The organism is Bifidobacterium cebidarum (assembly GCF_009193305.1).
In the GTDB taxonomy this organism is placed as follows: Bacteria; Actinomycetota; Actinomycetes; order Actinomycetales; family Bifidobacteriaceae; genus Bifidobacterium; species Bifidobacterium cebidarum.
The window spans coordinates 197,264-209,299 of sequence record NZ_WBVS01000002.1 but is presented as its reverse complement, the minus strand read 5'-3'; the positions used below and the strand labels follow the sequence as shown (position 1 = coordinate 209,299).

The window sequence follows — 12,036 nt, the reverse complement described above, 5'->3', positions numbered from 1 at the left end:
TAACGTGCAATCAATCACATTGCACAGGTCCGGCGCGAGCCTCTTTGGCGACTTGCGGGGCAAAGGGCACTTGCGTGAAGAGCGCTATCACCACGCGCACATCGTCATCAATCACCTCACATTCGACCATGACGGCATTATTGGCTGCTGCCACCTCATTGACGAGCGCACACGGAGCTTCCACATCGGAATGCCACAATGCGTATGCCGCGTTGAAGGCCGCCAAATCCGCGATGGAGCGCGCCTGATGCTGGCAGAGCAGCAGGTTGCCCACACTGGCGATCAGCGCAAGCGCCACGGCCGTCACCATCACGAGCATTGCGCCGGCCATGGTGCCGGAGCCTTCTTCGAGACGCACTCTCACCGTGGGATTCCTTCCTTGCCATCGCAATCGGATGCATGACGATCAGATGTCATTTGCGGTGGCGTAACGGCTATTGCACCACCGCAGTGGATTCGCCGACCACTTGCATCGGAGTCAGATTCATCGGCCCAGGCAGCACTGGGCATGTGACTCGGATATGGGCCAGTTGCTCCGACTGCCGAACAGTAATGGTGACATCCGTCTCCATCACTGCAGACGCCATACGTTGCGCCGCGGCGCGATCGCCAGTGACCACGAATTCACGTGCAGCCGCCGAAGCCGCACTCGAACAATCCATAGACACCGTGACCGCCCGCCCCAACGCAAGCACCAGTCCCGCAATCGCGATGACGCTGGGCAGCACCACCGCGAATTCGGCGGTTGCCGAGCCTTCATCAATGCGGGGAGGAAGCCGGGCCAGCCAATGGCAATGCTTTTTACGCGGCATCATGTCACCCCACATTCAGGGCTTTCTTCACGATGTTCAGCAGTAGCGTTTTTACGGCATCCGATTTCAAAATGGCGACCAGCAGGGCGGCGAAGCCCGTAGCGGCGATCAATACCACCGCATATTCGGCAGTGGCGGCGCCTTCTTCAGGATGCTCCATGAACATCCGTATTTGGGAGTCCAGCAGGCACATGCGCCGTTCGAGCCGTGAGCGAAGAGGCTCCGTTTCCGTTTTCAGGCTGGGCGCGGCGGGAAGCGCTGGCGGATGGGGCGAGCGTGCGGGAAGAGCGAGCATATCAGGTTTCCTTTCTTTCAAAGCGGCACATCGTTGTGGTCGTTGTGGTTGGCATGGCCCCCATGCCGGACTGCCCGGTCATGGGGTGCACTCCACTGTGGAGTATTCGGCACACAAATGCGAGCTGAAACGGGGCATGTGGTCCGAGCTTGCCAAGTTATACACACCTCGGAGTGTCATCCACAACAAATGTGGATAACCGACCAAATGCATCAGCCATATGCGCACTGCAGCGGACCGGGCTAATCAACGTCGTATGCACCGGCGTACGAATCAGTCACAGCGCACTGCAGCGGGAAAAATCACATCACGAAGGATGCGATAGACGGAATGACGCCAATCAGGATAAATGCCGGCAGAAAGCATAAGCCTGTGGGAAGCAAGAGCTTGACAGAAAGCTTCGCGGCATGGCGTTTGATAGCGCTGCAAGCGTCCCTGTCCAGCTGTTCCACCGTGGATTCCAGCCGTATGCCTGGAGCGTCACCGTGCCGCCATGACGGTTCCAATGCCGAACGAATCACCGAGATATAAACGAGCGTGGTATTCGCATTCATATTCGCACCCGCCGGTGTCGTGCTGGTCCTATGACCATTGATGCTGCTGGTCAACTCAGATTGACCAGCACGATCGGATTGCTCACGTTGGGCGATATGCCACGCATCAGACCATGCCACACCCCGCTGCATCAAGTTCCCTGCACGGGCGACGGCCATTCCGATGCCACCTCCCGCGGCGGCACCCACCACTGCACAGGCAGCGGGGATTGAAGACCCCTGGGCCAGAGCCACGTGCAGCAAACGAAGTATCAGCATGGCCTGCAAGACATCATCCGGTAAATTCCGGCGTTCCAAACCACAATCATCGGTCCGCGCAACACCGGCTTGCGAGGCACCAGTTTGTGCGATGTCGGCTTGTGCACTTGGCAATCGATTGCGAATCACCTGTGGACGCCAATGCAGCCATACCGCGAGCGCACAGCTTATCGCGGCGGCACAGGAACCTATCCCAGACATCACGCCTGCTCCCTCAGCAAAGCACGCACCCATATCAAACCGACCGCATAACAACAGATCCCCAGCAATAGGCAGATCAGCCCACGGGTCTGGTCAAAGAGAAATTCCAATGGACGAGACCCCAACAACTCACCAAGCAGTATCGTCACTATCGGCAAGGCGCTGAGCAAGGAGACCGTGGCCTTGGGTACCGCAAGAGCCTGCGCCTTGAGATTCTGTAAAAGTCTCAGTTGCCGGTAGGCGGCCAACACCACTTCCAAGCACGGCGAAGCGCGGCATCCCAGCCGACCGCTGACTTGGGATGCCGCATACATGCTTTGCGATATTCGCGTGATTTGCTCAGGGGTTTCGTCAGGCAGTTTGGCCCTTTCGCACAGCTTCCGCAGTCTTGCCTCGGTGAGTTCGCGAGTCGCAAAATGACCACCGTATTGTTCTTCGGCAGCTTCGAGCAATGTGCCGCCGCTGTTCATGCGCGCAATCATTGCGGTCAACGCCGACGCGATACCGATAGGCGTGGCATGCGAAGCGGAGCCGTTCTCTCCGGTACCGGGGTGTGGCAGCCGGTCGGCGCGGTGAGCGTCATGGGCGGCTCCCAGGCGCGTGACGCCAGTGGCTGGGCACGGCCATAGCAGTATGGCACTCGACAATAGAACGGCACACCAGAATCGCATTCCAATCACCTCGGTGAGTTATTGCATTGCGCTCCACGCCATCAGGAATTGCAACCATTCCGGCTCATACGTTGGCATGCCGGAACCTGGCCACGCTGCCAGTGGCATGCCTTGCAGCTCTCCGGATACAGTGCGCAGACGACCAATCTGGGCGATATGCCGATGCCCGTTTGTTCGCTCCACATGGAGCACGACATCAAAAGCATCCTCCGCGAGCATGGCCATGGCCTGCGGTGTGATGTCGGCCAGCAAACCAAGTGATACTAGGCGCGAAGGCACACGGTTTACACTGTCTGCATGCAACGTGGTCATGCCACCGTGATGCCCTGAATTGAATGCGCGCAGCAGGTCCACAATCTCCTCGCCTCGGCATTCGCCCAGCACCACACGATTCGGGCGCATGCGCAGTGTAGCCTTCACCAAATCCGTGAGGCTCACCGCCCCGGCGCCCTCGACATTGGCTTCCCGGCCGATAAGCGACACGTGATTGGCATGCCCAAAATCCCCAAGTTCGCGAATCTCCTCCACGGTGACGATGCGTTCTGTCCGCTCGCAATGCGCAAGCAGCGCTTTGACGAGTGTGGTTTTCCCCGAACCGGTGCCTCCGGTAATCAGAATCGTGGCCTTCCGGCGAACAAGACCCTGCAACAGCGGCAGCCAATCCATCGGAAACATCTGATTTCGAGCCAATTGCAGCAACGACATGGCCTTGCCAGCGGGGAAACGTATGGAGATGGACGCACCTTGCGGCACAAGTGGGGCAATCACCGCATGGACTCTGACACCCTCGACGCTGGAGGCGTCGGCAATAGGGCAGGCATCATCAAGCCTGCGCCCCAATTGTGCGCAGAGTTGCACCGCGTATTCCCTCACGACTTGCGGCGAACGAAACGGAATGGCCAGCTGATGCTCCTGCATGCCACCGCCACTATCCGCCCAAACACGTCCATCGCAGGTCACTGCCACATCGGTTATGGCGGGGTCGGTGGCCAGTTCGTCCAGTAATCCTAAGGAGAATGCGCATCTTTGTGTCGGTATGTGCGCCATAATCGTCCCCTCCTCTCTCTTCTCGCCCCCCTTATATGGCCGGCGGTTGAGCGGCTGATTGTTATGGTTCAGCGTTTACGGATGACCTGTCACAGATGGTTTGCTCCACGAGATCGGCAAGGCTTTCGATGGCTTTGCGATTGATTTTGGGCACCGATTGGATGCCGAGCCCTTCCAGCACATCGCCGCACAAGCTGGTGTTTGGTCTGATGGGCCCCAGAATATTGGCGAGCAGATAGCCTTCCGCTTCCTCCATGCTCACGTCTCCCCGACCGCGCGGGGCGCCTCGAGGGGCGAATCCTATGAGATGCGGCGAACCGCAGTCCCAAGTGGAAAGTCTGGCGCGATGGGTTCTGGCTCGGGCCAGTCCGACCACGGAGAGCTCCACGCCCATAATCTGCATGCTGCGTGTGAGATCGGGAACCGTTTCCACGAGCTCGCCCTGCCCGGCATCCACAATCACCACATCGTTGGCACTGGAGAGCGCACGTACCACGGCTTGCACCTCCCACCAAGTCGGGCGCAAGCCAATCCAAGGATTGTATGGCAACACGCGAACACCGTCCCATGCAATGAGCTCATCATTGAGCGCCTCACCTTCCACATTGCCCAATGGCGCGACTATCTGGTTGAATCTCAATCCCGATTCACGTTCGACGCCGAGCAGCAGATCCATGCAGCCGGAAGCGAAATCGGCGTCCACCAAAGCGCATCTGCGGTCTCGTCCGGCCAGCGCCCGCGCCAACATGGCGGCGGTCGTACTCAGCCCCATGCCGCTGTGGCTGGAGGTGAACGTCACGACATTCTGCAGCTTCACTGATGTGGACATCGCATTGCGAGGAGCGTCTTTGGAACGTTCTCTTCTGCAGGAGCTCAATGGCTTAGGGGGCCGGGAGGCCGGTGAATAATAATGCAGACGAGGCTCGGAGTCCGGCAGCGAATGCGGGTCGAGCTGAGGCTTGGCATGCGGCTGACCGGATGGCCGGGAGGAAGGCCTGGAGGACCGACCGGAAGGTGCGGCTTTGGGCGCTGATCGCACAGCCTTGGTTCTCCGGCGAACCGTGGTATGCGGCGTTTCGGCCGTGACTTGGATGCCGCTTTGCGGCACGGACTGCGATGCCGCTGCCGCAGGCCGAGGCGCCGCGGACGCGGATTGTTGCCCGGCCGAGCAGGCTTCAGGCAATGGCACTGCGGCAATGACTGGCATGCAACCCGAAGACTGGCCCATTCCGGTCTTACTTGTGCTGACGCTTGTGTTGGTGGAGATTGCGGTATTCATAGGCCGATTGAATCGCAGGGAACGTAAATGGAGCAATCACAAACAACCTCTGTGGTTCGAGCTTGCCGAGTTATTCACAGCTGGGCGTGTCGTCCACAACAAATGTGGATAACCAAATGCTGGCTGATACAACAAAACCGAGCCTGTTTCACGGAATGTTTCACAAATGAATCATCACGCGAACGGCTCGGTTTTGCCTTGTCGGCTTTTGTTCGCCTTTATCTCAGAGCGCTACATCACTTGTTGTCCAGATGTTCGATGCCGGTCTCCAGCGTATCCAGCTGAGAATCAGCTATCTTCCCATGAGCGCCGGTCACCGATTCGGCCTTTTTCTTGCCGAACTTAGCCTTGAACAGACCCACGATGGTCGGAGCCAGAGAGACCAGGAGAATCAGCACAATCACCAATTCGAAGTGATCCTGCACAGCCGGAATGTTGCCGAAGAAGTAGCCCAGCAGCGTAAATAGCGTGGACCAAGTCAGGCCACCGAGCACGGAGAACGGGGTGAAGCGACTCCAGCGCATACCGGAGATGCCGGAAATGAACGGCATGAACGTACGGATGAACGGGAAGAAACGTCCCAGGAACACAGCCAGCGGACCCCACTTCTCGATCATGCCTTCAGTCTTGGCGATGCGTTCCGGGGTCATGGCCTTCACCTTGCCGGACTGGATGATGCGGCGGCCGAAGAAGTGGCCGATGAAGTAGTTGCATTGGTCGCCGATAATCGGGGCGCACCACACCACCGGCAGCAGGTAGAACAGGGGCAGAGCGGCCCTGCCGGTCGCAGCGTCCGGAGCCGCGAACACGCCTGCGGCAAACAGCAAGGAATCACCAGGCAGGAACGGGAAGAAGACCACGCCGGTCTCGATGAAGACAATCAGGAAGATAAAGCCCAAGGTCGGCGCCACGCCCATGGCAATCCATCCTGCGATGGCGGCACGCGGATCCTTGAGCAATTCAAGAATGAAATTAATAAAACCCATACTATTCCTATGACATTCGAGCGAAAGCAGTTATTCGCATTCGTTCTATGGCCTGCCTGAACCGGGGTGACCAGTCAGACATTCGCCTTGAAACCGTCAACCACACTACCAGCAGGCCACATCAAACAATAAAGCCCAGCCGCTAAGGCTGGGCTAACAATTCACGCCTCCAGGCGTTGACGCACGAAACCATCGAGCGCAGCGGCATCGATGCCGTCATAGGAATCGATGGAGGCGAACTGGCCAAGGCCGGAGTTGTCCGTGCGAATCCAACCGGTTTGGGCGATCAGCGTGGCTCCGGATGCGGCACCGGCCTTGAGACCGACCGCGGAATCCTCCAATACCACGCATTTGGCCATGTCTTCCTTGGCAATGCCGAGTTTGGCGGCAGCGGCCAGGTAAGGAGCGGGGTTCGGCTTGTGCTCGTATGGATCGTCGCCGCATACGTAGCCGGCGAACAGCCCTTCGGACTGCGCCATGATGTTCTCCGCCATGCGTCGGGGCGACGTGGTGACCAGCATGGATGGGACGCCGGCGTCCTTCAGCGAATGCAGGACTTCGCGTACACCTGGAATCCATGGCAGCCGACGGACCTCGGCATTGAACACATAATCCTTGAGCTGCTTGTCGATCTCCTCGACGCTTAGCGTGCAACCGCGCTCGATCATGTTGCGGGCCACATTCGGCACCGGAGTGCCGGAGCACATCCAGCCCAGCTCCTCATTCCATTCACCGCCATTGGCGTGTGCGATTTCAATCTCGCCGTCATGCCAGAGTGGCTCCGAATCGATAAGCGTGCCGTCCAGATCCCAAAACACGGCTTTGAGCAGCATAGTGTCCTCCATTCGCGGCTAGATATGGCTATTGCGCGGCCCGAATTATTGCTGCATCCATTGCACCAAGCCGGCGAGACAGGACTCCTGTGTGTTGGGTCACCAGCCCCAGAGGACCATGGACTTGGAATCATCGGCGGCATCGGAATCAGCGCTACCGTAGGCTCCGGAACGGGAAGCCGCGGCGGCCGGGCGCCCCGGCAGCTCGCGGGTTTCGCGATGGATGGCGTTACGCCACAGGCGGGCACGGTTGGAACGTTGCACTTCCACGATATTGCCGTCACGCCCTGCGGCGAACACGCTTTCCTCGCCGCTGGACTGCATGCGTTTGACCTCGCGGCGCAGCTGGCGATTCTCCTCCTCGAGTTCCAGAATGCGCGCGATGCCGGAAAGATTGATGCCTTCGTCCTGGCTCAGGCGCTGCGCTCGAGCCAGACGGGCGATATCGCGCAGACAATAGCGACGGGCGCCGCCGCCCGTGCGCTGCGGGCGAATCAGACCCAGACGATCATATTGACGCAACGTCTGTGGATGGATGTTGGCCAACTCGGCGGTCTGGCCAACGGTGAAAATAGGCAGTTCGATATCGAAGCCGACGTCGTCGGCTCCATCCAAATCAGCTCTGCCCATCACCAGCGCGGTGGCGCACATGGCATATAACTGCCGCATTTGATTCACTGTTCGCGCCATTGTGCACCTCCTTGATTATGTGCTTTGTCTGCCTCGTATTGCTGCGTCGGAGCTATGCCGGCTACGGCAGACGCCCCGCCCGAGGGTGGGGAAAGAGACGGGAAAAGAGAGCGAGACTCATATCAGCCCGCTCTCTGCTGCCCATCTCGTCTCGGTTCCCTGACAGAACAAGGGAGCCGAGAAGGGAATCACCGGCTCAGATAGTCGCCGGCCTTTTCGTCGAATTCCTTGGCTGCATGCTTGAGCATCAGTCCCGGCTTGGCGGGGACCATGATCTGCACGCGACCAATCAGGTCGCCCGGTTGGTTGCCACGCTTGACACCGAGCCCGGCCAGTTTGATCTCCGTACCGGAACTCGAGCCTGCAGGCACCTTGAAGGTGACCGGGTTGCCGTCGATATCCTTGGCTTCGACCTTGCCACCGGCAACGGCCTCACCAATGGTGATGGGCAGATCCATCACGATGTCCGAGCCACGCATGGAGAAGGTCTTATCCGATTTGACGGTGACATGCAGGTACAAGTCGCCTGCACGGCCACCGTTGATGCCAGGCTTACCCTTGCCGGCCAGCTTGATCTTCTGGCCGTCCTTGACGCCTGCGGGTACATGGGCCTTGAACTTCTTGCCATCCACAGACAGGGAGACCGTGGCGCCCTTGACCGCCTGACGCAACGTCAAACTGATCTTGGAGTTGCGATCCTCACCGTTTTCAGGACGCGGGGCCTCCTCATAGGAGTAGCCGCCGGCATTGCCGTACGGCGACTGGCCGCCGAAGCCGGCGCCAGCACCTTGGCCGGCGGCACCACCGAACATGGAGAAGATGTCGTTCAGGTTCGGATTGCCACCGCCCGACGTGGAGAAGCGGATACGGGAGCCATTGCCGCCCATGCCGGAACCAGCACCGAACATGGAGCCGAAGATATCGGAGAAACCGGAAGCATCGAAACCGCCGGAGCCGGAACCGCCGGCGAAGCGAGCGCCACCCATACCGAACTGGCGAATCGCATCGTACTTCTGGCGTTCGTTCTTATTGCTCAGCACATCGTAGGCTTCGGAGATGTCCTTGAACTTCTCTTCGGCTTCCTTGGTCTTGTTCAGATCAGGATGGTACTTACGGGCCAGCTTGCGGTAGGCCTTGGTGATTTCAGCTTCAGTAGCGTCCTTGGAGACACCAAGGACTTTGTAGAAGTCTTTGTTCAGCCATTCATTCTCAGCCATTCATGTCTCCTTTCTTAAAAAGCTTTTACAGTGTCAAATTAAAGAATTAAGTAAGTAGAAAAAGAGCTCAGGGCCGTGTGGGGCAGAGAGGGGCATCGCCCGACACACTCAAGGCTGCTGAGCCGTCTAATGGACAGTCCAGTGGACTGTCCATAGGCGAAGGGAGCAGCTTGCTGCGACGATTGCACGCAGTGCAATAGCCAAGCTTACGGTCTGGCAATGCCCCTCTCTGCCCCACACTCCATTGCATAAATGCTCGCCATGCAGTCGGCAAGGTTATGACAAGCCGACTGCATACGCGGCAGCATGCTGCAGTTTTTGCAACGTCCCTTTTAGGGGGATGGATCAGTTGTGGGGGGAGGCCACTACCACTCGGGCGGCGCGGATGACGCGGTCGCCGATGCGGTAGCCGGCTTCGACCACGGTATCCACCGTTTCCTTCTCAGCCTCGGCGTCCGGCTTGTGCAGGATGGCCTCATGCTTGGTGGGGTCGAACTCCTCGCCCTTTTCGCCGAACTTCTCGACGCCGAACTTCTCGAACGCCTTGTCGATCTTGGCGGCCACAGCCTTGAAGGAATCATCCATCTCGCTGTGCTCGCGGATGCGATCGATATCGTCGAGGGCCGGCAGCAGTGCGGTCAGCACGTCGATGATGCCGTGCTGGCGGAAGCGCTCCTGCTCCTTGGCCGCACGATTACGGTAGTTGATGAACTCCGCACGTTCGCGTTGCAGGGCCTCGAGGTATTCAGCGGCTTCCTTCTTGGCCTTGCCAAGGGGGGTGAGGGTGTCGTCGGCGTTTGCCGGGGTCTCTCCCTCGGCTTCGCTGCGCTCAGCGGCTCCCTCGTCGGAGGGAGCCTGAGAAGCACCAGCAGCGGGCTGGCCTTCGCCAGTCTGCTTGTCGCCGGCATTCGCCGGGGTCTCTCCCTCAGTCGCGGACTTTGACGCGCCAGCTCCCTCATCAGAGGGAGCCTGAGCGGAAGAGGCCGAGGAGGCTGCCAAATCGTCTGCGTCAGGCAGGTCGTTCAGGTAGTCGTCCTTGTTGAACTCGGACATCACTTGTTGTCCTTGTCGTCATCGTCGTCCACAACCTCAGCCTCGACGGTGTCATCGTCGGAGGAAGAGGAGGCGGAGCCGGCGGAAGCACCGGCTGCACCGGCACCAGCCGCGGCGCCGGCGGCACCCTCAGCACCCTGCTGGGCGTAGAGCACCTGGCCGATCTTCTGGGCGGCGGTCATCAGCTCGGTCTGAGCGGTCTTGACCTTCTCAATGTCCTCGCCCTTCAGGGATTCCTTCAGAGCGTTGACCTTCTCGGTGACTTCCTTGACGATGTCGTCGGAGAGCTTCTCCTTGTTGTCGTTGACGAGCTTCTCGGTGCTGTAGGCGAAGGCTTCGGCCTGGTTGCGGGTCTCGGCCTCTTCCTTACGCTTCTTATCCTCAGCCTCGTGAGCCTCGGCTTCCTTGACCATACGATCGATCTCGTCCTTCGGCAGGCCGGAGCCACCGGTGATGGTCATGGACTGCTCCTTGCCGGTGCCCTTGTCCTTGGCGGAGACGTGCACGATGCCGTTGGCGTCAATATCGAAGGTGACCTCGATCTGCGGGACGCCACGCGGAGCCGGAGCGATGCCGGTCAGCTCGAAGGTGCCCAGCGGCTTGTTGTCGCGAGCGAACTCACGCTCACCCTGGTAGACCTGAATCAGCACGGACGGCTGGTTGTCTTCAGCGGTGGAGAAGACCTCGGAACGCTTGGTAGGAATGGCGGTGTTGCGGTCGATGAGCTTGGTCATGATGCCGCCCTTGGTTTCGATGCCGAGGGAAAGCGGGGTCACATCGATGAGCAGCACGTCCTTGCGGTCGCCCTTGATGACGCCGGACTGCACGGCAGCGCCGACAGCCACAACCTCATCCGGGTTCACGGACTGGTTGGCTTCCTTACCGCCGGTGAGCTCCTTGACGAGCTCCTTGACGGCGGGCATACGGGTGGAGCCGCCGACCAGCACCACGTGGTCGATGTCGGACACGGAGATGCCGGCGTCGTGCAGCACGTTGTTGAACGGGGTGCGGCAGCGACCGAGCAGGTCGGAGGTCATTTCCTCGAAGTGGGCACGGGTCAGGGTCTCGTCCAGGTGCACCGGGGTGCCGTCAGGGGTCATGGCCAGGTACTGCATGGAGATGGAAGTGGAGGTGGAGGAGGAGAGTTCCTTCTTCGCCTGCTCAGCGGCTTCCTTCAGACGCTGCAGAGCGATCTTGTCCTTGCTCAGGTCAACGCCGTACTTGTTCTTGACTTCGGAGACCAGCCAATCGATGATCTTCTGATCCCAATCGTCGCCGCCCAGGTGGTTGTCGCCGTTGGTGGCCTGCACCTGAATGGTGGAGAAGCCGTCGTCATCCTTGCCGATCTCCAGCAGGGAGACATCGAAGGTGCCGCCGCCGAGGTCGAAGACCAGGATGCGCTCGTCTTCCTTGCCCTTCTCAAGGCCGTAGGCCAGAGCAGCCGCGGTCGGCTCGTTAATGATACGCAGGACGTTCAGGCCTGCGATCTTGCCGGCGTCCTTGGTTGCCTGACGCTGGGCGTCGTTGAAGTATGCCGGGCAGGTGATGACGGCGTCGGTGACAGGCTCGCCGAGGTAGGCCTCGGCGTCCCTCTTCAGCTTCATCAGGATCTGTGCGGAGATCTCCTGAGGGGTCCACTTCTTGCCGTCGATCTCGACGGTCCAGTCGGTGCCCATGTGACGCTTCACGGAAGAAATAGTGCGGTCAACGTTGGTGACGGCCTGACGCTTGGCCACTTCGCCGACGAGGATTTCGCCGGACTTGGAGAATGCCACCACGGACGGCGTGGTGCGTGCGCCCTCAGCGTTGACGATGACGGTGGGCTCGCCACCTTCCAGCGTTGCGATGCAGGAATTCGTAGTACCCAAATCGATACCAACTGCACGTGCCATAATGTGTGCTCCTTTTTGTTTGTTATTCGTTCTTACGTTTCTCGCTCAAGTTCCTTGGAAATCCTTTGGAGATTCCTTGGTGGGTTCTTGAACCTTCCAAACTTGAGCCTACATCACTCAACTTCCTGATGGCAAGTTCTATTCCCAAATTCCTCACAAAAAGTTGAGCATGTTACGCTCATGTTTTTACAGACACCTCATCCGTTTCCCAAAACTCCGCATTATTGCAATCGTTGTCAATTTGAGCT

At 59.2% G+C, this 12,036-nt stretch carries 13 protein-coding genes; all 13 read right to left on the bottom strand.

Features of this window, described 5'->3' with window-relative positions:
- Positions 1-10: 10 nt before the first annotated feature.
- On the bottom strand, positions 11-364 hold the full coding sequence (locus tag F7D08_RS03090; protein ID WP_226803288.1) for an Rv3654c family TadE-like protein: 354 nt from the start codon (positions 362-364) through the stop codon (positions 11-13).
- Positions 365-434: 70 nt separating this feature from the next.
- Positions 435-815 (bottom strand): TadE/TadG family type IV pilus assembly protein, encoded by a 381-nt coding sequence (locus F7D08_RS03085; protein ID WP_152209224.1) that lies wholly within the window; start codon positions 813-815, stop codon positions 435-437.
- Between the two features lies 1 nt (position 816).
- Entirely contained in the window at positions 817-1,107 is a 291-nt protein-coding gene (locus tag F7D08_RS03080; RefSeq protein ID WP_152209223.1) for a DUF4244 domain-containing protein, read from the bottom strand.
- Positions 1,108-1,409: 302 nt separating this feature from the next.
- Entirely contained in the window at positions 1,410-2,120 is a 711-nt protein-coding gene (locus F7D08_RS03075; RefSeq protein WP_152209222.1) for a hypothetical protein, read from the bottom strand.
- Positions 2,120-2,590: a type II secretion system F family protein gene (locus F7D08_RS03070; protein WP_152209221.1), complete on the bottom strand. Its 471-nt coding sequence runs from the start codon at positions 2,588-2,590 to the stop codon at positions 2,120-2,122. The genes F7D08_RS03075 and F7D08_RS03070 overlap by 1 nt, the downstream gene beginning before the upstream one ends.
- 219 nt (positions 2,591-2,809) lie before the next feature.
- Positions 2,810-3,838, bottom strand: a complete 1,029-nt coding sequence (locus F7D08_RS03065; RefSeq protein ID WP_152209220.1) for a CpaF family protein — start codon at positions 3,836-3,838, stop codon at positions 2,810-2,812.
- 61 nt (positions 3,839-3,899) lie between these two features.
- The gene (locus F7D08_RS03060; protein WP_226803287.1) at positions 3,900-5,117 is read right to left on the bottom strand and encodes a cobyric acid synthase; all 1,218 of its coding nucleotides are present in this window, start codon (positions 5,115-5,117) and stop codon (positions 3,900-3,902) included.
- A 236-nt stretch (positions 5,118-5,353) separates the two neighbouring features.
- A complete protein-coding gene (locus tag F7D08_RS03055; RefSeq protein ID WP_152209219.1) occupies positions 5,354-6,103 on the bottom strand; it encodes a DedA family protein in 750 nt (249 codons plus the stop codon).
- A gap of 161 nt (positions 6,104-6,264) precedes the next feature.
- Positions 6,265-6,936 (bottom strand): HAD family hydrolase, encoded by a 672-nt coding sequence (locus F7D08_RS03050; RefSeq protein WP_152209218.1) that lies wholly within the window; start codon positions 6,934-6,936, stop codon positions 6,265-6,267.
- 99 nt (positions 6,937-7,035) lie between these two features.
- Positions 7,036-7,626, bottom strand: a complete 591-nt coding sequence (locus tag F7D08_RS03045) for a heat shock protein transcriptional repressor HspR (protein ID WP_152209217.1) — start codon at positions 7,624-7,626, stop codon at positions 7,036-7,038.
- A gap of 188 nt (positions 7,627-7,814) precedes the next feature.
- Complete coding sequence (locus tag F7D08_RS03040) at positions 7,815-8,843, bottom strand: DnaJ C-terminal domain-containing protein (protein WP_152209216.1); 1,029 nt, start codon at positions 8,841-8,843, stop codon at positions 7,815-7,817.
- Between the two features lie 345 nt (positions 8,844-9,188).
- Positions 9,189-9,896, bottom strand: a complete 708-nt coding sequence (gene grpE, locus F7D08_RS03035) for a nucleotide exchange factor GrpE (protein WP_152209215.1) — start codon at positions 9,894-9,896, stop codon at positions 9,189-9,191.
- Entirely contained in the window at positions 9,896-11,788 is a 1,893-nt protein-coding gene (gene dnaK / locus F7D08_RS03030; RefSeq protein WP_152209214.1) for a molecular chaperone DnaK, read from the bottom strand. Before dnaK ends, grpE begins: the two co-directional genes overlap by 1 nt.
- Positions 11,789-12,036: the final 248 nt, after the last annotated feature.